The organism is Lysinibacillus sp. LK3 (assembly GCF_001043675.1).
Lineage (GTDB): Bacteria > Bacillota > Bacilli > Bacillales_A > Planococcaceae > Lysinibacillus > Lysinibacillus capsici.
This window is the reverse complement of sequence record NZ_LDUJ01000017.1, coordinates 179,049-201,716: the sequence shown is the minus strand read 5'-3', so window position 1 is coordinate 201,716 and position 22,668 is coordinate 179,049. Positions and strand designations below refer to the sequence as shown.

The 22,668-nt window shown below is 37.4% G+C and carries 23 protein-coding genes; 9 read left to right on the top strand and 14 right to left on the bottom strand.

Annotated features, from left to right (window positions below; all coding sequences use genetic code 11):
- From VK91_RS13435 to VK91_RS13425, 3 genes are all read right to left on the bottom strand, one after another.
- Positions 1–4,732 (bottom strand): collagen binding domain-containing protein (locus tag VK91_RS13435; RefSeq protein ID WP_048393448.1); only part of this gene is annotated, 4,732 nt, incomplete at its 3' end.
- Between the two features lie 372 nt (positions 4,733–5,104).
- Complete coding sequence (locus tag VK91_RS13430) at positions 5,105–6,412, bottom strand: HD domain-containing protein (RefSeq protein ID WP_175400723.1); 1,308 nt, start codon at positions 6,410–6,412, stop codon at positions 5,105–5,107.
- Positions 6,413–6,616: 204 nt separating this feature from the next.
- Positions 6,617–6,841 carry a DUF1450 domain-containing protein gene (locus VK91_RS13425; RefSeq protein ID WP_004227652.1) on the bottom strand — a complete coding sequence of 75 codons (225 nt, stop codon included), beginning with the start codon at positions 6,839–6,841 and terminating at the stop codon, positions 6,617–6,619.
- A gap of 236 nt (positions 6,842–7,077) precedes the next feature.
- Here VK91_RS13425 and VK91_RS13420 point away from each other — a divergent pair, with 236 nt between their 5' ends.
- On the top strand, positions 7,078–7,728 hold the full coding sequence (locus tag VK91_RS13420; RefSeq protein WP_004227650.1) for an RsfA family transcriptional regulator: 651 nt from the start codon (positions 7,078–7,080) through the stop codon (positions 7,726–7,728).
- 36 nt (positions 7,729–7,764) lie between these two features.
- Here VK91_RS13420 and VK91_RS13415 read toward each other — a convergent pair whose 3' ends face one another.
- Positions 7,765–8,598 (bottom strand): lipoate--protein ligase family protein, encoded by an 834-nt coding sequence (locus VK91_RS13415; protein ID WP_048393444.1) that lies wholly within the window; start codon positions 8,596–8,598, stop codon positions 7,765–7,767.
- Positions 8,599–8,754: 156 nt separating this feature from the next.
- Here VK91_RS13415 and hemQ point away from each other — a divergent pair, with 156 nt between their 5' ends.
- Positions 8,755–9,504, top strand: a complete 750-nt coding sequence (gene hemQ, locus VK91_RS13410) for a hydrogen peroxide-dependent heme synthase (protein WP_004227638.1) — start codon at positions 8,755–8,757, stop codon at positions 9,502–9,504.
- A 462-nt stretch (positions 9,505–9,966) separates the two neighbouring features.
- Here hemQ and VK91_RS22915 read toward each other — a convergent pair whose 3' ends face one another.
- Positions 9,967–10,137 (bottom strand): hypothetical protein, encoded by a 171-nt coding sequence (locus tag VK91_RS22915; protein WP_004227634.1) that lies wholly within the window; start codon positions 10,135–10,137, stop codon positions 9,967–9,969.
- Between the two features lie 245 nt (positions 10,138–10,382).
- Here VK91_RS22915 and VK91_RS13395 point away from each other — a divergent pair, with 245 nt between their 5' ends.
- Positions 10,383–10,808, top strand: coding sequence for a cell wall hydrolase (locus tag VK91_RS13395; protein ID WP_004227631.1), 426 nt, complete (start codon positions 10,383–10,385; stop codon positions 10,806–10,808).
- A 22-nt stretch (positions 10,809–10,830) separates the two neighbouring features.
- A complete protein-coding gene (gene gerQ, locus VK91_RS13390; RefSeq protein ID WP_004227629.1) occupies positions 10,831–11,166 on the top strand; it encodes a spore coat protein GerQ in 336 nt (111 codons plus the stop codon).
- Between the two features lie 82 nt (positions 11,167–11,248).
- On the opposite strand, the gene VK91_RS13385 is transcribed toward gerQ, so the two are convergent.
- From VK91_RS13385 to VK91_RS13365, 5 genes are all read right to left on the bottom strand, one after another.
- Positions 11,249–12,424, bottom strand: a complete 1,176-nt coding sequence (locus tag VK91_RS13385) for a M20 family metallopeptidase (RefSeq protein ID WP_048393442.1) — start codon at positions 12,422–12,424, stop codon at positions 11,249–11,251.
- Between the two features lie 163 nt (positions 12,425–12,587).
- Entirely contained in the window at positions 12,588–12,968 is a 381-nt protein-coding gene (locus VK91_RS13380; protein ID WP_048393440.1) for a DUF423 domain-containing protein, read from the bottom strand.
- A gap of 26 nt (positions 12,969–12,994) precedes the next feature.
- The gene (locus VK91_RS13375; RefSeq protein WP_048393438.1) at positions 12,995–13,261 is read right to left on the bottom strand and encodes a YwdI family protein; all 267 of its coding nucleotides are present in this window, start codon (positions 13,259–13,261) and stop codon (positions 12,995–12,997) included.
- Positions 13,261–13,437: a hypothetical protein gene (locus VK91_RS13370; protein ID WP_048393435.1), complete on the bottom strand. Its 177-nt coding sequence runs from the start codon at positions 13,435–13,437 to the stop codon at positions 13,261–13,263. Before VK91_RS13370 ends, VK91_RS13375 begins: the two co-directional genes overlap by 1 nt.
- Positions 13,438–13,512: 75 nt before the next feature.
- A complete protein-coding gene (locus VK91_RS13365) occupies positions 13,513–14,190 on the bottom strand; it encodes a uracil-DNA glycosylase (RefSeq protein ID WP_048393433.1) in 678 nt (225 codons plus the stop codon).
- A 175-nt stretch (positions 14,191–14,365) separates the two neighbouring features.
- On the opposite strand from VK91_RS13365, the gene thiD reads away from it, so the two are divergent.
- Positions 14,366–15,196, top strand: coding sequence for a bifunctional hydroxymethylpyrimidine kinase/phosphomethylpyrimidine kinase (gene thiD, locus VK91_RS13360; RefSeq protein WP_048393431.1), 831 nt, complete (start codon positions 14,366–14,368; stop codon positions 15,194–15,196).
- A gap of 45 nt (positions 15,197–15,241) precedes the next feature.
- Here thiD and VK91_RS13355 read toward each other — a convergent pair whose 3' ends face one another.
- Complete coding sequence (locus VK91_RS13355) at positions 15,242–15,790, bottom strand: acyl-CoA thioesterase (protein ID WP_004227610.1); 549 nt, start codon at positions 15,788–15,790, stop codon at positions 15,242–15,244.
- Between the two features lie 196 nt (positions 15,791–15,986).
- Between VK91_RS13355 and VK91_RS13350 the strand changes: the two genes are divergently transcribed.
- From VK91_RS13350 to bshB2, 3 genes are all read left to right on the top strand, one after another.
- Positions 15,987–16,268: a hypothetical protein gene (locus tag VK91_RS13350; protein WP_048393429.1), complete on the top strand. Its 282-nt coding sequence runs from the start codon at positions 15,987–15,989 to the stop codon at positions 16,266–16,268.
- A gap of 558 nt (positions 16,269–16,826) precedes the next feature.
- A complete protein-coding gene (locus VK91_RS13345) occupies positions 16,827–17,177 on the top strand; it encodes a YojF family protein (RefSeq protein WP_004225428.1) in 351 nt (116 codons plus the stop codon).
- Between the two features lie 13 nt (positions 17,178–17,190).
- Positions 17,191–17,880, top strand: coding sequence for a bacillithiol biosynthesis deacetylase BshB2 (gene bshB2, locus VK91_RS13340; protein ID WP_048393426.1), 690 nt, complete (start codon positions 17,191–17,193; stop codon positions 17,878–17,880).
- 41 nt (positions 17,881–17,921) lie between these two features.
- Here the strand turns inward: bshB2 and VK91_RS13335 are convergent, their stop codons facing one another.
- Positions 17,922–18,665 carry a TerC family protein gene (locus VK91_RS13335; protein WP_048393424.1) on the bottom strand — a complete coding sequence of 248 codons (744 nt, stop codon included), beginning with the start codon at positions 18,663–18,665 and terminating at the stop codon, positions 17,922–17,924.
- 289 nt (positions 18,666–18,954) lie between these two features.
- Between VK91_RS13335 and ilvA the strand changes: the two genes are divergently transcribed.
- On the top strand, positions 18,955–20,217 hold the full coding sequence (ilvA, locus tag VK91_RS13330) for a threonine ammonia-lyase IlvA (RefSeq protein ID WP_048393422.1): 1,263 nt from the start codon (positions 18,955–18,957) through the stop codon (positions 20,215–20,217).
- Positions 20,218–20,779: 562 nt separating this feature from the next.
- On the opposite strand, the gene VK91_RS13325 is transcribed toward ilvA, so the two are convergent.
- Together VK91_RS13325 and VK91_RS13320 are read right to left on the bottom strand one after the other, a co-directional pair.
- The gene (locus tag VK91_RS13325; protein WP_004225432.1) at positions 20,780–21,574 is read right to left on the bottom strand and encodes an ABC transporter ATP-binding protein; all 795 of its coding nucleotides are present in this window, start codon (positions 21,572–21,574) and stop codon (positions 20,780–20,782) included.
- The gene (locus tag VK91_RS13320) at positions 21,567–22,595 is read right to left on the bottom strand and encodes an ABC transporter permease (protein WP_009371612.1); all 1,029 of its coding nucleotides are present in this window, start codon (positions 22,593–22,595) and stop codon (positions 21,567–21,569) included. The genes VK91_RS13325 and VK91_RS13320 overlap by 8 nt, the downstream gene beginning before the upstream one ends.
- Positions 22,596–22,668: the final 73 nt, after the last annotated feature.

The window sequence follows — 22,668 nt, the reverse complement described above, 5'->3', positions numbered from 1 at the left end:
CTGGTTTCTCTGGATCTGGATTCGGTTTGTTCGGATCCACTGGTTTTTCTGGGTCTGGATCTGGATTTCCTGGATTAGTTGTAGGAGGTGTTACTGGTAGACTTGGCTGAATTTTAGCCTCGCATGTATTACCCACGATAACTGTACCAATAATTGTCTTACCATTCTCCCTTACAATATACTTACCTGGCTTAATAATTGAATTATTGATCGTAATTTGACCCTTACTATCTGTTATAAACTCTGTTGAACCATTATCTTCAACCTGTATACCATCTTCACCTGTTATTGTTACTTTTACGCCTACACGTGGTTGACCAAACATATTGTTAATTGTCAATGTAAAGGCTGGACAAACTGGTGCAATTGATAATGTAATTTCACAAGGCACTTTTGCATAAGAAACTTCAATCTCACCTAAGTAAATATTTTTGTCATATACACTATATTTACCTGCTGGCGTTGTTTTAGATACAAACGTTAAGTTTCCGTCTTTATCCTTATTTGTTGAGATTACTTTACCAGACTTATCTTTAATGATGACATCGTTACCTGGCTTGATGATGCCAGTATTATCTTTGATTATTACTGTGAAGTTTTCACATTTTGGTGTTGGTTGAACGCTCGCTTTACAATCGATATTGCTTTCAAACTCATCAATTTCTTCTCCATCAACTACAACTGTGTAAACACCTGGCTCTAAATCACTTAATTCAATTACACCGTCTTTTGTAGTTTTTGTAGCTATAATGTTACCTGTATCTTTATTTTTAACCGTTACTGAAGTACCATCTGCAACTAAATTACCATCAACATCATAGACAGTTAATTCAAACGTTTCACATTTTGGTGCTAACTGTACTTCACTTTGGCAATTATCATTGTGATACGTAACATTTACTTCACCTAAATACTGGGTACCCTCATATAGCTTATATTTTCCTGCTGGAGTTGTTTTATCAATGATGAATTGACCATCACTATTTGTTGTGCCAGTAGCTATAACAGTATTACTTAGATCTTTAAGTGTAACTGATACATTTGGACGTGGATTTCCATTCTCATTTTTTACAGTAATTTTAAAGTTAGGACATGAATTTGTAGGTTGGACTGTATCTTGACATTCTCCAGTACCATATTTAACGGTAACAGTACCTAAAGGAATGTCATTTTCGTCCACTAATGTATACACGCCTGCTTGGACTTCTTTACCACCTGTACCAGGTCGCTTAATATCTGATACTTGCCCCGCAGCATTTGTTGTGCCCGTGTATTTTGCGTTGCCGTTGCTATCAATTAATTTAACATTTTTATTAGCAATAGCATTACCATCAATGTCTTTCACTGTTAATGTGAATGCTGGACAGGCATTTGTTAAATTAACATCCTCAATGTTATCAATAACATATGCTTTACCATCCACACCTGGAGTAATATCTATATTTGCTCCCATTGTAATCGTGATTGGCGCAATCGCAATATAGCCCGCTGGTGATTCCTCTCTTAACGTATACTTTCCGTAACGCACTTGTTCAAATGTCAATGTACCATCTGCATCTGTTGTTCCTTCATCAAGTTTGATTGTGTTATTTTTATTCCATAATTCAAACTTAACACCAGCAAACTGTTCACGTTTACCTGTTAAAGGATTTACTTTATATTTTTTTAATTGCAATGTACCCTTAACACCTGATGCACTTGTATCAGATGAGCTATATTTAAATGTTTTGCTATCGCCACCGTGGTCACTTGTACCTGCAGCTGTTGCTCCAGCGTAACCAATAGAGGCACTATTAGAAATTGTTTCACCCGCGTTACCATCCCCCATAAAGAATGTGGAATACGTAACAACATAACCTTTGCCATTTAATTCTCCCAAATTAAGACTAAAACTACCATCTTGATTTAAGACAATTTCGCTAGCATCCACAGTAATAGGGGATCCTATATTTTGAGAAGTCCCATTTGCATTTAGTTTAATCTCTTGTTTCTTGAACGTATTTGTTAATATTTTTTGGTTACTTGATGGTTTGTCTGTTAATGTAATATTTCCTAATTTTGAATTAGAAGCATTTACTGTAACTGCCCAATTAATAATATCGCTGGCTGGAACAGGTGTCGCTGTTTTTTTAATTAACTCATTTGCAAGATTACTAATTTTTGCTGTTGCATTATAATTATAGCTTCCATTGTGTGGAGTATCTAGAGTCGCTGTATTTGTGTAATCTCTTGGAGCATTCGTTGAGTTTTGACCAAAAATATCGTCAGCATCTTTTGTTTTGTATTCAATTAAATACGCTTCGTTGTTATCAGTAATTGGATCTAGGTTAATAAACGTAATTTCAAAACCTGTAACCTTGTTATCTGTTAGTGTTTCTGTAACAGTCCATTTAGCAGGATCTAATGTACCATTTTTTGTTCCCTCTTCTGTTGTTAAGTTTAGCTTAGATATGGTAATTTGATCTTTTAATGTTTGACCATCTGGAACAGGAATATAATGACCCGCACCTAATGTATCTGTTAAGGTAGCACTATTTATATCTTGTTTATTGATATTAACCCCAATACGCCAAGAAAACTCTTGTGTCTGGTTATCTACGACAACTTTTTTGTAGCCATTATTGTTTGTTGGAGAAGTAGAATCTGGCGTATAATTAGCAGTTCTATCTAATGCTTGGTTATGAGAATCTATTGCGCCATCCCATGTTGCATCAGCCGTATTAATATACGCGGTTGCTACACCTCCGTTTGGCTTAATATCGTACTTTGTTTTGTATCGAATAGTAACTGTGCGGTCTTTTGGAATGTCACTTGAAAATTCCATTTTAAAACCTTCGTTGCCTATAGTTGGGGCACTCCCCCCCTTATCTGTAATCGTGTACGTTAAACCATTTGCACCAGTAACCTCATAGAAGTCAGTACCGTTCCATGGTGTTAAAGTGTGTTTTAACGTTTCTCCAGCTTTATTTGTGGTTGTAAAGTCATCTTCTATTACAAAGTTTTTCAAATCTTTCTCAGCATTAATGGTTAAAGTCCATGTAATTGTTTTGTTTACATAGTCAATTGCCCCGCGTGCTTTATTAAAGATGTTTGAAGCCAGGTCTAGAGTTGCTGTGTCTGAACCACTATCTCCTCTTGTTACAGTATTTGTAATCGTGCCCGTATTTGCATCTGTAACAAATTCATCTTCCAGCTCTGTATCATAGACAACTTTAAACGCTGATGTCACCTCACCAGCTGGACCTGTAGTATTTGTTGAATGATCAAAGTTGATTATAAAATTATAATTATTTTGTGAATCGAAGCTATAATCTTGACCTTCACTTAACAGAATTGAAGATTGCTCCGTTTGACCGTCATTCGATAAAGTTACACGATATACTTCAAAACTACTGTAATCAATTTTATGCTTACCAGTTGTTGGCGACGAGCCTGTTAGTGTATCTGTTAGTTTCGCTTTATCAGCAGGTATTTTTTGACCTAGCCAGTTATACTTGATTGTCCATGTCGAATTATATTTATCGCCACTTCTTGTTTTATCTAAGCTTGGTCCATACTGTACAGTTTGTGTTCCATTGGCTGTTGTGTTAGCAGGGATATTTGTCCCTGTCAAAGTAGCTACGTTTGTATATGGCATACTTGATGCAGTTGGATCTGCTGTTACAACAGTGTTATATGTTACTTTGTATGCATAGTATCCATCTGTCAATGAGATAGGGAATGAGGTTTCAATGCTTGTAGCGTCTACAGCACCTGGGCTATTTGGATTAAATCCACTCAAACCTATTTTATATCGCTCAACTGTAATATTTCCTGCCAGCTCATGCTTTATATCTGGTACATCATTCAAACTTGCACTTTCAAGTTTTTGCCCACCAGTATTCACCCAAACTGTCCATGGAATCGTTACTTCACCACTTGCGTCACGTGTAATAGAACCAGCATTTTTAGTTAGTAATTGCCCACTACCTGTAGGTGCAAATTCAAAGTCTAGTTGAACATCTGTTCCTCCAAGCACAGGGATTATTAATGATTGTTCAAGTTCACTTTCATCAGCAAAATTATCAAATTTCGCCATAAACTCAAAGTTCATACTACCTGATTGCCCTTGTTCTAATTCACTATCTATTGTGACTGTTACTGTTTTTGTAGCACTGTTATAGCTTGACGAATAGGCTAACCAATCACCAGTCTCTGTTAATGTTCTTGATTGATTAAAAGAACCTGCTGTGTACTCTTCAATCATATTGGCAGGTAATTGGAATGTGAACGTAGAACCTATTCCATAATCAATTGTTGGATCCAAAGAGAATGTGTAGTTTAGATATACTACATCACCCTTTTTAGGTTTTGGCCCTGAATAATTTGCTAAATCTGTAGCATTTGTAATTAATGCTCCACCTTGTGAAAAGAGCTTTAAGCCACTAAATGACATCGTCACATCTGCTTGCATATTTTCAACAGGATAACCTACTGGCGCACCTAATGGCATTATTAACTGTGGCTGGTTTTCTGGCTTTGTTTCCTCCCCTGGAATCTTCACTTCTGCAGTATCTTCACTTGTTATATTTTGGTTTCCTACTTCTCCATCAGAATCAATCGCAGTATTTTCGCTAGATTCATTTTGAGGAGTCACAGGTGGTTGACTCTCGTCGGCAAACACTGAAATTGGTGAAAGTACTGTTTGAAATACAAGTAGCAATATAATAATCGCTATGTTTAATTTTTTCATGTTTCTCTCCTTTTTTAGTTAGAGAGATACCTGATACTGTTTGCTACAAAGATTGATCCTTTCGTGTATAGGAAAGGAATGAACAAACAATAGGTCACTCTCTCTTTCCTTTAATTTTTATGGAAACATCGCAAATAAAATTCAACCATTATCTTAATGTAGGTCATTAGAATTATTCACAAATGTTTCCACATATCTTCACGGCACTTTTGTATCACAACAATCAATGGGCACCACCTCCATTTCAAAATTATTGATTAATTATATCTAATTCAACTTAACAGTTTCTAAACAATTATCTAAAAATAATAAAGCAGTAAACAACATCCCCCTGGAACGTGTTTACTGCTTTATTATTTTTAAAATTTATATTTATTTATTGTCTTTCCTTAATAACATTAATATTTGTTTTTTTACAGTTGAGTTTGTTGAATCGTCCTCTAAGATATCTAATGGGAAATAGATTTTATGATCTCGTTTCATACGCCCTGAGATAGCATCCACAATAATGGATTCACGTGAAAGCTCCCGTAGCTCACCATTTTTCATTTCTAAAAAAATTGGTACACGCACTTCTTCCTCTCCTGGTCTATAAAAATCATATGGCAGATCTGCTGTTGTATCATGTACAAGATAATAATCGGGGTCTAATCCTGCCTTTTTGAAAAGCTCTTGGAGTTTTTGATATTTATTGAGCTCTACTCCAGGGTCTAAATCAATGTATTGAAATAGCTTACGATTCACAAAGCGGCGGCTTAAATCACTTAGAATGGCATCCTCCTCTTGCATCCATAACTGAAAATATGTAAAAAGTATACTCTCGTCTAACGCAAGATAATCCTCTAATGTAATAACATTTCGGAAAAATGCTAGGAAATGAGTAGGCTCATGCTTAAATGTATAGCCCGCTAAGCTTAATTGTTTTACTCTTTTTAATATATTATTTAAAATTACCTCTGCACTTCGTGAAACAGGATGGAAATAAATTTGTAAGTACATTTGATAGCGACTCATTATATAGTCTTCCACCGCATGCATGCCTGTTGCTTTGATTACTACTTGGTTTTTTCTTGGACGCATTACTCTTAAAATCCGTTCCATATCAAAATGACCGTAGCTTACACCTGTAAAATAAGCATCACGTTGTAAGTAATCCATACGATCTGCATCAATTTGGCTCGAAATTAAACTAATTACTTGCTTATTTGGATATGTCTTTTCAATTACTTGGGATACCTTTTCAGGAAAATCAGCTGCCACTTTTTTTAAGATCGCATTTACTTCCGTATCTCCCAACAAAATTTGCCTTGTAAAATATTCATGATCAAGCTCAAATACATTTTCAAAGGCATGGGAAAATGGGCCATGACCTAAATCATGTAAAAGGGCTGCACATAACACTAATAATCTTTCACTTTCATCCCAATCTGGACGCCCTACAAAGATATCATCTACTATGCGACGTACAATTTCGTAAACCCCCAGAGAATGACTAAAGCGACTATGCTCTGCTCCATGAAATACTAAAAATGTGGTACCTAGTTGACGAATTCTACGTAAACGCTGAAATTCTCTTGTACCCACTAAATCCCATATCACTTGATCTCGAACATGTACATAACGGTGTACTGGATCTTTAAATACCTTTTCTTCTTCTAATTTAGCGTTTGCATATGTCATTTGGATAGCACCCCCATTTTGTTATAGTTCTATTATATGCGATAAATCTAGGACTAGCATACTTATTGCCATTTTTCTATAGATATTAACAACCTATTTCGATTACCTTTATCATTATTTTTATATTTATATTGGTCTAATTTCTCAACATATAAAAATAAGCAAAACAAAAACTATCCCCTCAAGTAGAGATAGCTTTTCATTTTACTTTTTTAATTTTGCTAAAACCTTTTCCATTAGTTCATCTTCTGTTAACGCAGCAACTGGGCGGCTATTTACAAAGGTAAATGTCTTTTTGCGTCCTGGACCACAGTAAGAATGACAGCCAATTTCGATGGTTGCATCAGGATCGATTTCCTTTAATTTTGGAATTAACGTTTTTAAGTTAACGGCCTGACATTCATCGCAAACTTTAAATTCGTTTGCCATTTTGTCAACAACCCTTTCTATATAGTATTTTTTCAAACATAATCTCGCTCTATTGAACACATGACCTTCACATATTTAAGTATGCAGCATGTGCACAAACCTACATCGGGTATTGTATCGCACTTTTCCCCTTCTATTCAAGCATAATTCCTTCTACATAGATGAATAAAAGGTTAAAAGATTGGTCATGCTAATCTTAAATAACAAGTTCCAGATAAAGGTGGGAGGATTTTAATATGAGTAAAGTAAGACAAGATGCTTGGTTAAAAGAAAACGATGAATTACTAGCAGAGGCTGTAATCCGTCATGTAACAGAAGGAAGCACACAGCTTAATGCCTTTGAGGAAGCAGGCGATGCATTAAATCGTACTGCGGCAGCCTGTGGTTTTCGTTGGAATGCCGTTGTTCGTAAAGAATACGAGGAACAATTAGCAGAAGCTAAAAAGGAAAGAAAAGAGAGAATGCGAGTGTTGGGAGCGCCAGCAAGACGCCGTGCTTCTAGTATGTTTACCGTAAATAATAGTGCTGCAGAAGGAAAATCAATTCCACTATCTGCCCTTTCTCTTGATATTGTCATAGCTTATTTACTACGTTTACAGCATTCTGGTGAAGTAGGAAATGAATCTTCAAAATGGCGACAACTTGTACATGTAACATCTGAGAAAAATAAAAAACTAGAGAAAACCATTACAAAACTAGAAGAGGAAAATCGAGCGATTCGCAAAGATTACGAGCAATTTGTACAAATTATGAATCGTGCTAGACGTCTTGTTACGCTTGATGAAGAGGAAGAGCGAATTGCACCTGTTTTTAAAATGGAGAAGAACGGAAATCTTGTAACTAGCAGTTCTATTTATCAACCAGAAAATGGCGATGCGCTAAATTAGCCGCATCGCTTTTTCTGTTTCATATAATCAACCAGCTTACTTACGTTCAAGCATTTTGGTGTTGCGCTCAAAAACGCGCTGTAAATAAAAACCATACAACGTTAATTCTTCGTCATAAAAGGACTGTGGATGTACTTCCTCGGCCCACTGATTAAGTAGTTGCTGTAGACGAATAACAACCGCTTCTACTGTTAAATGAGGGTCTATAAGCTCTGATAGCGAAGCCATGACTTCTGGCACGATTTGAGGGTAAGCGAATTTTGTTTCCTCTTGTTGCAAGCTCTCTTCATAAAAGTCACGGATAAGTGCCGCGCGTTGTGAGCCACTCCCCTCAATACATAAATAAATTTGCACTGCCACCCCTTGACGTAAGCGTCTTTGTGAAATACCAGCAAATTTTTTCCCATCAATACTTAAATCATAAGAACCTGGGCAATAAGAGCCCACTATTTCATAAGCCTCAATTTTTTCAGCTACTTCTGGGAACAATCCCTTCACAAGGTCCACCATCACATCATAGCCCTCGTTTATACTGAGCGACTCTTTTTGTTCAGACAATACAATGGAAATATTAAGAATCCCTTCATCTAGCACAACCGCTAGTCCACCAGAATTACGAACAATAGGATGATAGCCTCTAGATTCTAGTAATTCCATACCTTGCTGAACATAAGGTAACCGATGGTCTTGAATACCTAGCACAACAGATGCCTCATGAACCCATGTACGAATTGTTGGAGGAGACATCAATTGGCCAACTAATTGGCACAATGTATCGTCCGTCGCAAAAGATTCAAGCGGTGATCTTTGCTTCGCACTAATGGATTGATCATAATAACGCCAAATTGGCTGTTGTAAAATATGTTTCATTTTGGTACTCCTCTTATTACATCTCTTCTCTTTAGAATACATGATCTTTAGATGGTGTCAAATTCGTGAATTACTATCATGAACTTAGGGTTTTTGTACAAACTATGATAAACTAATTTTTGAATGGTATTCACTTATAAAGGAGTGTTTTCAATAATGAATGAAGCAGCAATTACGTTAGATGGTTGGTACGCTTTACATGATTTCCGCTCAATTGATTGGGCATCTTGGAAACTTGTTTCTGCTGAGGAACGTCAAGCAGCAGTAGAGGAATTTATTGCTTATTTAGAAAAACTGAACGAAGCAGACGTAGCTAAAACAGGTGCTCATGCTTTCTATGCAATCGTTGGTCAAAAAGCTGACTTTATGATTATGACATTGCGTGAAACAATGGATGAGTTACAAGAGCTTGAAGCAGAATTCAATAAATTAGCTATTGCAGATTTTACAATTCCTACATATTCTTATGTATCTGTGGTAGAGCTTTCAAACTATTTAGCTGGCGAGTCAAATGAAGATCCTTACCAAAATCCACATGTACGTGCGCGTCTATATCCTGAACTTCCGCGCGCTAAATATGTATGCTTCTATCCAATGGATAAACGCCGTCAAGGGAACGACAACTGGTACATGCTATCAATGGATGAGCGTAAATCATTAATGCGTTCACATGGAATGATTGGTCGCGGCTATGCTGGTAAAGTAAAACAAATTATCACTGGCTCTGTAGGCTTCGATGATCACGAATGGGGCGTAACTTTATTTGCTGATGACGTACTGCAATTCAAAAAATTAGTATATGAAATGCGCTTTGACGAAGTGTCAGCACGCTATGGCGAATTCGGGGAATTTTTCGTCGGAAACCTTCTTGATAAAGATAAATTGGTTAAATTCTTAACTGTTTAATATCTAATTAAAAATGCGAGTCCATATTGACGGACTCGCATTTTTAAATTTCGTTTTCTTCTGCATTCTCGGATTCGAATATTAAAATAATAATATGAATAAAAATCCCAGTTAGAATCATAAGAAAAACTAAATACCAATTATATGGTTGATGATAATATTCTGCTATTCCAACTGCCAGAAAAGCGCTGATGATGATCGCTACAAACATACTAAAAATACGCATGGAAACGCTCCTTCATAAAAGCAAAAATAAAGTCAATTTTAGTATGTCACGCTATATTTTTAATATACTTACTAGGCAAGAATAATTATGTCTTATTGGATTTCAGCTAAAACAAGCATTGTAAAGGCATTTTTCCTGATGCCCTGCTTTCCACCCTTTTACTCACAATATAAAAAAGTGCCATCTTTTAGCGATGACACTTTCTTAACCTCAACACGTTTCTTCTATATACCTCATTAAGAGCTCTCGTTCTTTACTTTTAAAATTAAGATAACCGTTTGAATAAAAAAACCAATCACTATAATAACAATAAAGAGATACCAGTGGAGCGGCTGTCCATAAAACTCCCCTAATAGAAAGGCCAGTACTGCACTTAATAAGATCCCAAACCAAACGCCAATTTCCATAAGCCATCACCTCACATGTATTAGATACACATGCAATTCATTGATCTCACGTTCCCCTAAATCTATTTCTTTCTATTTACCCTTTTTGCTATAAAAACTATCGGGTCTTGCAGGATTTGAAGTATTTTCTACGTACTTGTCGTTATTACTACTATATGCATAGTAACTTTAATATGTGATTGTCTTTCTTAACAAAATTGAACATGACTACTATACCTTCGTGCATATACTGTCTGCGAGGAGGTATGAAAATCGCTGTTATTAAGACGAATGATGCACAGACAGCCCTACTTGCAAGACTAATGCGTGCCGAAGCAGAAGGCGAAGGAGAGTTAGGCATGCTGATGGTTGGGAATGTTGGCGTTAATCGTGTAAGAGGTGATTGTTTAGATTTTGGTGATATTCGAACAATTGAACAAATGGTTTATCAGCGTCCGGGAGGCTTTGAGGCAACACAAAAGGGTTATTTTTATCAAAGAGCACGTGATCAAGATATCCGGTTAGCTAAAAGGGTAATTCAGGGTGAAAGATTTCATCCAGCTACCCGCTCTTTGTGGTTTTTCATGCCAGCAGGTGATTGTCCTGCACAATGGTATGGCCAATGGAATACTGGCAGGTTCAAATCCCATTGTTTTTTCTCGCCAACTGAACAAGATTGTCCTCAAATTTAAAAAGAAAGTAGGTTGATAATTGATGATGCCTTATTATTGGACACCAACAACGCAACAACAAATGACTCCTCCTCCAGTCACACTTCCGAGCGGACGACCACCTGGCCGTGAGGAGTCCTATATAGAAAATATTTTACGTTTGAACCGTGGAAAACCAGCTACCTTCCATTTTTCTTTTGAGCACGCAGTAGAGCAGGGAAAAAACACAAAAACTGTTCGTGGTGTGGTAGAAGCAGCTGGTCGAGATCATGTCATTATTCGTGAGCTTAAGTCTAATCATCGTTTTCTTTTCCCTATGATTTATTTCGATTTTGCTGAGTATGATGAGGAAATGGCTTACTTTAATCAAAATCCATAATTCTATCTCTAAGTAAAAATCCGCAATACACTCACTGACCAAAAGTCGATGGGCGTATGCGGATTTTTATCATTCGCTATGTTCAATTTTCTTTTAAATACGTTAAGGTTGCTTTACCTAAGGTTTTTGCTGCAATTAGCATAGCACGTTCATCAAAATCAAAGCGTGCATGATGATGCGGATAAGCCGTTTCCCATTCTGGCTTTTTAGCTCCTGTGAAGAAAAATGTGCCTGGTACTTTTTCTAAATAATACGCAAAGTCTTCCCCAATCATAAATGGCGGACATGTTATTACTTGATCTACCCCTGGTACAGTCGACGCCAATTGTGCCAAAAACTCGGTTTCTCTCAGATGGTTATAAACAGGTGGATAACCCCTTGTGTAACGATATTCGTAACTTGCCCCAAATGCCAGACAAGTCGCATTTAATACTGCTTCTAACTCTTGTTCCATTTGTATGCGTACTTCTTCTTCAAATGTACGAATTGTCCCCGCTAAAACTACCCGATCAGCTATAACGTTAAACGGATTAATTGCCTCAAAATGACCGATTGTTAAAACAGCTGATTTCAATGGGTCAATTCGTCTTGAAACAAGCTGTTGAGCATTAACGACAAATTGGGAGGCTAGGGTAACTGCATCAATAGAATGATGAGGCTCTGCGCCATGACCACCCTTTCCTTGTACCGTTATTTCTACTTTATCCGCGGCAGCCATGATGGCTCCGTCTTTCACTAATATTTCTCCTAATGGTGTAGGTGCCCATAAATGTGTACCAAAAATAACATCTACACCTTCTAAACAACCATCCTCAATCATCGGCTTAGCTCCACCTGGAGCCACTTCCTCTGCATGCTGATGAATAAATACGACATTGCCTTCAATTTGGTCCCTCATCGCATTTAATGCCTTAGCTAGCCCAAGCAATGTAGCTGTATGTCCATCATGTCCACATGCATGCATTTTTCCAGCTATTTTAGATTTGTAAGGTACATCATTTTCTTCTTGAATCGCTAATGCATCGAAGTCAGCTCGTAAAGCCACCGTTTTGCCCGGCTTTCCGCCACGTAATATCGCTACGACGCCACGTCCTCCCACTCCTTCTCGAACCACATGACCCAATTCTCTATGAAAAGTAGCTATATAGGATGGCGTTTCGACTTCTTCAAAGGATAATTCAGGGTATTCATGTAAATGGCGACGAATCCCTACCATCTCATTATAGTTAGCATCCAGTAATGTAAATAGTTTTTCCATACTACGTAACCTCACTTTTGATATTTTCGAAATATTGCAAGTAATATTAGTAGTGTACTATAAATTCTTACAAAATGGATAGGATTTAAATCCCTATCTTTGAAAAATGACTCATAATAAAGAAAAACCCCCCTACAAATAATGTAAGAGAGTCAGCTTAAAATTAGCGAGCATGCTTGAGAGCAGTTAAAATAATAAGTAGCCATCCAGCTAAGAATAGTACGCCACCAATTGGTGTAATAGCTCCTAATACTTTAATACCACTTATCGCCAGAACATATAAGCTCCCAGAAAAGAAAACAATACCAAGGTTAAAGAAAATACCTGCTAGATTTAATTGTTTCACTTCACCTAATAGTTTAGAGCTCATTAACAGACCAATGATTAGTAATCCTGTAGCGTGAAACATTTGATATTGAACAGCCGTTTCCCAAATACCTCGACTATATTCATCTAAAATTTCCTTTAAAGCATGTGCACCAAATGCACCGAATGCTACTGCTAATAGGCCATGAAGAGCACCTGTCACGATAAATCTTTTCATTTTCGTTACCCTACCTTTAAAATGGATTAAAAATCAAAAATGGAATCGCCATTGGCTCCATCTTCTTCAATCTTTGCTGTATATAAAGTGGATGGTTTTGACTCTGATACAAGCATTTGCGGTACATGCTTATGAGGAGTGATAGATGGTGCATCACTTGAAGAATCTAACACCACATCACATAATGCTCGAATGGCTGTAAGTGCCTCACGAATTTGCTGATCATTTCCCGCATTTTTTGCGTAAGATAATTGTTTTTCAAGTTGCTGTATAACGGCCTGATAAGAAATCATTACATTCTCCCACTTTCTACTTTTGGTACGAATTTTAAACAATCTACACCCGAGGATTGCTTCACAACAACGGATGGTATTTGCTTTGTTTTAAAGCCATAAGCTGCACATGCTCGTGGGTTTTGAGGGTCCCAGGTTACTTTAAAAAATTGACACTTAAAACAATTCACCTTCATCAATGTCCCTCACTTTCTTCTATATTAAATGTAACATGATTGCTAAAGCGTATAAAGCAAACGATTTGTGCCAATCTATTCTAAACACCAATCAATCGGCTGCTTGCCCCACTCCACTAATTGTTGATTAATCTTTGAATAAGGTTTACTACCAAAGAATCCTCGATAAGCACTTAATGGACTTGGGTGTGGCGCTTCGAGTATGACATGTGGTGTTTTATATTTTCGGATTAATTGCTTTTTGCGTTGCGCTGGTTTGCCCCACAATACAAAAATTAGTGGTTCTTCCCTTGCAGCTAATAGATCGATAACAGCATCGGTAAATTGCTCCCACCCTTGTTCTTTATGGGAATTCGCTTGTCCTGCTCGAACTGTAAGCACCGTATTTAATAGCATAACACCCTGTTCAGCCCACTTTGTTAGCGTTCCATTTTCAGGAATTGGACAGCCTAAATCATCCTGTAGCTCTTGAAACATATTCCGTAAGCTAGGAGGATGTGGAATACCTGGTTTAACAGAAAAGCTTAGCCCATGCGCTTGATTAGGCCCATGATAAGGGTCTTGTCCCAAAATAACAACCTTCACATCATGATATGCTGTTGTATAGAATGCGTTCATCACATCATTGATTGGTGGATAAATAGTTTGTGTCGAATATTCATTTGCGACAAATTGACGTAGTTTTTGATAATATGGTTTTTCTAATTCTTCTTTGAGTACTTCTTGCCAATCATTCGGGAATACTTGTTTCATCGTTCATTAAGCCCCTTTCTCTTCTTACAACGGTACAAAAAATTAAAGATGAATTCAAGCATCAGTTGAAACTGACCATATAAAAATATAGTATTCTGGCTATTTTTATAGAATCAGAATCGGACTATACTAGATGTTAATTTTATAACTCTTAACGATAAAGGAGATCCTTTACATGACTCTAAAAAAAACATTAACAATTGCTGGTTCAGATACATCAGGCGGTGCAGGAATGCAAGCTGACCTTAAAACATTCCAAGAGCACGGTACATATGGGATGGTGGCATTAACAGTTGTCGTAACAATGGACCCTAACGGCTGGACACATAACGTCACACCTTTGCCAACTGATTTACTACAAAAACAAATTGACACAGCACTTTCCACAGGAATTGATGCCATTAAGACAGGAATGCTCTCAACAGAAGAAATTATTCGTATTGCTGGAAAGGCTATTGCAAATTCAGGGACTACAAATGTGGTCATCGATCCTGTTATGGTATGTAAAGGTGACGATGAAGTACTGAATCCAGGTAACACAGATGCCATGATTCAGCATCTTTTACCACTAGCAGCGGTAACAACACCAAACCTGTTTGAAGCTGGACAATTAGCTGGCACAGGTACACCAAAAAACATTGACGACATGAAGATTGCTGCTCGTAAAATCCATGAACTAGGAGCTAAAGCTGTTGTCATAAAAGGTGGAAAAGCCCTAGCTACTGAAAAAGCAATAGACTTATTCTTTGATGGTGAAACATTCTACTTATTAGAATCTGAAAAAGTTGCATCCACAAATAACCACGGTGCAGGCTGTACTTTTGCTGCCTCTGTCACAGCGAATCTTGCGAATGGTCTTACTATTAAAGATTCTGTCATTGAAGCAAAAGAGTTTGTATCGGCAGCTATTGCACATGGCTGGGCGCTAAATGAATATGTAGGTCCTGTCATGCATGGAGCGAAATCACGCTTTGGTGCTCCACACGTAACAGTAACAGAAATATAAGAATGAAAGGGATGTCTCAAAGTCATTTGAGACATCCCTCTTTTTTTACATATAATTCTCCATCATTTCTAGCCGATAATCCCATGGATCATTCATAGATATAAATTGCGCTAATGCTTTACTTTCCTTTTTACGTTCAGCACGGGCCTTCGCTCGTTCTGAAGCTGTTTCATGCAATTTTGTCTCTTCTACTGTTTCAGGTATTACTCGTGGGACCAGTGCTGGTTTGTTATTTTCATCCAATGCCACGAAAGTTAATAATGCAGTCGCTGCCACCTTTCTCTCCCCAGTTTTCAAGTTTTCAGAAATGACTTTAACAAAAACCTCCATAGAAGACCTTCCCGTCCAAGTTACATAGGATTCGAAATAAACCGAATCTGTTGGGCGAATGGGATGTAGGAAATCGACTGAATCAGTTGAGGCTGTAACACAATCTCTTCTGCTATGCTTTGCAGCTGAAATGGAAGCAACTTGATCAATATCGCTCATCAATCGTCCGCCAAATAATGTATTATGATTATTCACATCGTTTGGAAATACACGACTTGTACGCATCACTCTTGATTCCTTACAATATTTAAAGTCCTTATTCACACCAATTCCCCCTCTAAACGTCTTGTTTATTCCTACTATAATGCTATATTTAAATGGAAAAATCAATGTAATTATTAGAAAATTACAAATACTAAACAATTATTTAATGATGAGTATTTATCCGATAAAGATTAAAATTGGACAAGATACGTTAATGCCTCATACCCCATATATTAGCTGTATGGGAGGGGAAAAAATGAAAAAAAACAAGGTAGAAGACTTAACGGAAGAATCAGGTTTACTAGCTGGAGAAATCACCTCTTCAAAAGTTGAAGTAATTGCCTCCATCATATTAACACTTGGTTACTCATTATCCACCCTTGCCACAATATTGGCTCTGCAGGAGGAGGAAGAATTGGCACAAGCCAAAACTACTGAAACCCAAGATCAAAATCTTTATATGAAGCAAATGTTTAAACAATTACAAAATGTTAATAATCGTTTAGATACAATAGAACGAAAGCTCAATCGATACTAACAAATACATAGCCTACATTAATTTTCAATAAAAAACCGCGACTCTCCGTCATAAAGAGAGTCGCGGTTTTTATTATACTATGATAATGAGCTTCATTTTTCTTCCCTTTTTCACAGCTACCTTGCATAACCTGTTCAAGGAACGTCATCTATTGTACCAAGATAGAATTCATTATTTCTGAAATAATACTACCTTCAACAGGTGGAGCTGTCTACACACACAAATTAGGAAGAAGTCATGGTTGCAATATCTTTTCAGATGTGAAAACGGATACAATGCGAAACGACACAGTTTGTACATATTTATTTTCACACTCCCTATATTGATACATTACAATAATTTTTTCAAGAATATTGCTTAAGAACTTGTCATAGGTTTAGAGATGATGATTTATTTCTCTGGATGCTAGGATTCATTTTCACACTCTCAAAAATTTGGACAAAATGGCGCTAAGGTTTGTAAATATAAATCATCAATTTTTTTATCAAAGCAATCAATTTCCCTTTGCGAATTTTTTTTACTATACTTAAAGGAGAAATGATCGAGAGGAGTGTTAAGATGCAAGAAGTACAAGTAGAGACGTTGCAAAAATTGCTGAATTCTTTCGCCAACAAAGACGTTTATATTCATCTTGAGACGACAAACGGATCTTATGCAGCACACTATGATGAACAGTTTTTTAATGCAGGTGCTTTTATTCGCAATGCTAAAATTAACTATGAGCTTGCTAAGGTTGTAGATAATGCACCTCATCGTGTGGGTTTAAAATTACCTCATGGCTGGGTTTATGCTCAAGGCATTACACATTTTGAATTAGATGATTTAGGCCGTTTATTAATGGCTGGACTAGACTACTCTGGAAAATTGGCGATTGCGCTTGAAATTAGTGAAACGCCATTTACTTACTAAGGGGGACGACTATTTGAATTTACAACCACAACGTCATATTTTAATTGTGTACCCTCACCCAGATGATGAGGCTTTCTCAGTTGCGGGGACCATCGCCTACTATACAAAGAAAATGAATACACCTGTTACATATGCCTGTTTAACATTAGGCGAAATGGGACGTAATTTAGGTAATCCACCCTTTGCTACACGCGAGTCTTTACCTGAAATCCGTCGTAAGGAATTGGTTGCAGCGGCAGAGGCGATGGGTATTCAAGATTTACGCATGCTTGGTCTACGTGATAAAACAATTGAATTTGAAGATGATGAGAAAATGGTAAAATTAATGGAAGGGCTAATCGAAGAACTAATGCCTTCTTTAATTTTCACATTTTTACCTGGCTTTGCTGTCCACCCAGACCATGAAGCAACAGCACGTGCTGTAATTGAAGCTGTACGTCGTATGCCAAAGGCTGCTCGTCCTCAAATATTCGGTTGTGCCTTCGCCAATGATACAATTGAAAAAAATGGTGAACCACATGTGGTCTATGATATTCGGGAAATGCGAATGGACAAATTAAAAGCATTACAAGCCCATGCGTCTCAGACTGGTTGGATGATGCAGGAGACTGAAAAACGTATTGATGACGGCGAACCAATGAGCGAGAGCTGGCTTAATGTTGAAAAGTTCTATATTGTTGACCCAGATAAATATGTAAAATAAATAAAGTACTGTTCTCATTTTTGGAGAACAGTACTTTTTAATTAGGCAGATCTTACTCTCTTCATCATATGCACAATGATTGTGATGGAAAAAGCAATCACTAAGAAAAGGAAGAATAAATAATGAGGGATGTGGATATTGAAAACACTTACTAACATTTTTAAGCCGATGACACCTATAATTATGAAGGCTGTTGCTTCAAGTTCTGGTATTTTTTCAATGATGATTAAAAAAACACCTGCAATCGTCCTCATCATTAATATTCCTAACATCCCTCCAATTAAAAGCACCCAGACCTGATCTGATATCGCAAACGCAGCAAAGATTGAATCAATTGAAAAAGCAATATCCATTAGCTCAACAGAAATGACAGTTGCCCAAAACGTGCCGAAAAGACGCACCATCCATCCTGACCTCTTTACCTCTTTTACACTATCCTCATTCCCTATGTGAAGGAAATGAGCTACACAAAGCCAACCTAAATACAAAGCACCTAATACTTTAATAAACCAAAATTCTACTAGATAAACACCTATGCCAATAAATAAAAATCTAAAAAAATAGGCACCTAGCATACCATACATTAATGCCCGTTTTCGCTGTTTATCTGGTAAATGTTTCACTAGTACCGCTAATACCAGTGCATTATCTGCCGACAGCAAACCTTCTATAATAATTAATGAGGATATTAGTCCCCAGGAGACAGGGTCCATTAGTACTTCTTGCCACATCGCCAAATCAAAAAACTTCCAATATGTTGATAAAATTCCTTGAATGATTTCCACTACATACCCTCCTACTTGTCCTAAGCTAATCTAGTATATGCTTGACCATTTTTGTTATGAGAGTAGTATTTTTTAGATTTGAAACAACTGATTTTCTCCCCTTAAATTGAGCTAATTCTAGGTCTGAGACATTGCTTCTTTATAAAATAATTAGCTATATCAAGATAAAACGCTTACATCATAAAATAGACACGGAAAATTTAGAATTTACTAAAAATTAATCACAAAAAGCAAATAAAGTGTGCTATCATAGATAAATGTTTTAAACGTATAACGGAGGATGAATACTATGGAAGTTGCTGATACTAGAACCGTGCAAGTGGAGAATGTCCTGATTGCACATCATTTTTTAAAAGATGTAGTTGTGCACACACCACTACAAAAAAACGACTATTTATCCGAGAAATACGGAGCTAATATTTATATTAAACGCGAAGATTTACAGCATGTACGCTCATTCAAGCTTCGTGGTGCCTATTATAAAATTAAAAAAATCGAGGATGAAGCGCGCGATGCTGGGGTTGTCTGTGCAAGTGCAGGCAATCATGCACAAGGTGTAGCTTATGCCTGTGCCCAATTAAAAATTCAAGCAAGCATTTTTATGCCACAAACAACACCGAAGCAAAAAATAGACCAAGTACGTATGTTTGGACGTGAATATGTGGAAATTATTTTAGCAGGAGATACATTCGATGATTCTGCTGAAAGCGCGTTGAGCTATTGTGAAGAGCATGGTAAAATCTTCATTCATCCATTTGATGATTTTGATGTCATTGCTGGTCAAGGAACGGTAGCGGTAGAAATTATGAATGATATGGAGGAGCCAATCGACTACGTATTCGGAAGTATTGGCGGTGGTGGCTTAATGTCAGGCGTGTCTGCCTACATTAAAAATCTCTCTCCTGCTAGTAAAATTATTGGTGTGGAGCCTGCTGGTGCTGGTAGTATGAAGGCTGCCTTTGCTGAAGGTGGCGCAGTTGCTCTTGATTGGATTGATAAATTCGTTGATGGTGCTGCAGTAAAATGCGTCGGTCATCATACTTATGATGTTTGCCGTCGCTATTTAGATGACATTGTTCTTGTACCTGAAGGCAAGGTATGTACGACCATTCTAGATCTATATAATAAACATGCGATTATCGCTGAGCCTGCAGGAGCATTATCAGTGGCAGCTCTTGATTTTTATAAAGAAGAAATTAAAGGTAAGTCAGTCGTTGTCATCATCAGTGGTGGGAATAATGACATTGGACGAATGCAGGAGATTAAAGAAAAATCACTTATACACGAAGGCTTACTTTACTACTTCATCGTCAGCTTCCCTCAGCGTGCCGGAGCATTACGTCAATTCCTCACTAGTGTACTTGGACCAAACGATGACATTACTACCTTTGAATATACCAAGAAAAATAATAAAGAAAGTGGCCCTGCACTAGTCGGCATTGAGTTAGGTGATCGTGCTGAATATGAAGGACTACTTGCCAGAATGGATGAATTCGGCTTCAAATACAAAGAAGTAAACAACGATATTCAACTATTTGGCTTACTCGTTTAAAATGAAGAGCCTCACTTCTCTGAAAGTGAGGCTTTTTTATGCGATAAAGTTTATCGATCGTTTAATTTCCCTAAATAAATATTATTAAAACTAGTTGATGTTGAAAAAACAATATCGTCTGCGGAAAGAGACATTCTGGCAAGGCGAGAGATTGATATCTGTTCCGCCAGCGTCCAGGTGGCGTCTGATGAGCCGCTACACTCACTTACGTTCGCCCTAGGGTCTCATCTGTGACGCTAAATTCCTAGGAGTGAGGCTGGCTCCACTCCAATCAACCATCTTGAAAATATGTCTTTTTCATTTTCTTTTATACTAGCAGTAGAGACCAATGCGGAAAAACGATGTGTGACAACGCCCCTCCATAAAGAGTAGTGAGGACCTTTGCTAAATTAATGAGCTGGATTGGAAGGCTACTAGACTCCCATAAGATAGATCGGCACCCCCCACACATGAAATTAGGGAACCTGCAACGGTCATTCATTTACACCATTCATAAAAACACTATTGATGAAATTTTTTACACTATGAAAAACGCCCATACAAGTGTATGAGCGTTTCGATATTAACCTAATAGAGCACGGTCTGAATTCATTTTTTCCCCGCGAATACGTTCAAACTCGGACATTAAATCAGGAATTGTTAATTCATGTTTGCGATCTTCACCAACTTCTAAAATGATTTGGCCTTTATCCATCATAATAAGACGATTCCCTAAATCTAATGCTTGCTGCATATTGTGCGTTACCATTAATGTCGTTAAATTATCTTTTTCCACTAAGTACTTCGTAATACGGGTAATTAACTCTGCACGTGATGGATCAAGTGCAGCCGTATGCTCATCCAGCAATAAAATAGATGGCTTTGTGAAGGTAGCCATTAAGAGCGACAAAGCTTGACGTTCCCCACCTGAAAGTAAACCTACCTTAGCAGAAAGACGATTCTCAAGATTCAAACCAAGCATCTCTAGCGATTCTTTAAAAAATTCACGACGCTTTTTGTCCACACCATTGCGTAGTCCTCTATGCTTATTTCGAGAGTATGCTAATGCTAGATTTTCTTCAATTGTCATCGTAGGTGCAGTTCCTGCCATTGGGTCCTGGAAGACACGCCCAATGTATTGAGAGCGTTTATATTCAGGCAAACTTGTCACATCATTACCATCAATCAATACTGTACCGAAATCGGGTGTTAAAGCACCAGAAATCATATTCATCATCGTTGATTTACCTGCACCATTACTACCTATTATTGTCACAAAATCACCGGGCTTTAAATGTAGGTTTATCTCCGCAAGTGCAATCTTCTCATCAGGTGTTCCTTCATTAAATACCTTATTAATACCATGTAATTTAAGCAAGGCCATTACCTCCCTGCTCTACTTTTTTTACTTGTGAAAGTTCTGCAGCACGTTTAGCTTTACGTTTACGTTCTTTACTCTTATTAATAAATTGCGGTAAGATCAGCGCCAAAATAACGATGATCGCTGTAATTAATTTCATGTCTCCTGAATCAAGGAAATCTACACGTAATGCTAAAGCTAATATAATACGATAAATGATGGCTCCTGCAATAACTGCAAACGTTGTACGGATAATAGTTTTAGTCCCAAAAATAGCTTCACCAATAATAACGGATGCGAGACCGATCACAATCATACCAATCCCCATACTAACATCAGAGAACTTCGAGTATTGTGCGATTAAAGCTCCAGAAAATGCGACAAGCGCATTGGAAAGACCTAGCCCCAAAATGATAAGTGTGTCTGTATTTGCAGAGAAGCTGCGAATCATTCGTTTATTATCACCAGTTGCTCGGATAGCTAGCCCAACCTCTGTCTTTAAGAACCAGTCTGCTATTAACTTAATTAAAATCGTGATGATTAATACAACAATCAGCACACTCCATGTACCTGGTACATGCTGAAAGCCTATGCTTTTTAATAGGTTATTGATAGCATCATCGATCCCTAAATTACTCCAAAAAGATTGAAACTTTGAAAAGATTGTTTCAGAGTTTAGTAGTGGAATATTCGGGCGACCTATCGTATTTTCTGCAGTTAACCCCATGATACGTAGATTAATCGAGTATAAAGCAATCATCATTAAAATTCCTGATAAAAGCGGATTAATCTTTCCTTTCGTGTGAAGAATTCCTGTCATACATCCAGCAATAAATCCAGCAACAATTGCCACTAAAGTCGCTAAGATTGGGTGGTAGCCAAGCAAAACCATTGTTGCTGCAGTTGCCGCCCCTGTTACAAAGCTTCCATCAACCGTTAAATCCGGAAAATCTAACACCCGAAATGTTAAATATACACCAAGTGCCATAATTGCATAGATGATTCCTTGCTCCACTGCGCCAAATAATGCTAAAAACATCGTTGAATCATCTCCTAAATCTCTTTATTATTTATATCACTTGTAAAATGAAGATAAAGCGGGGATAGTGCAC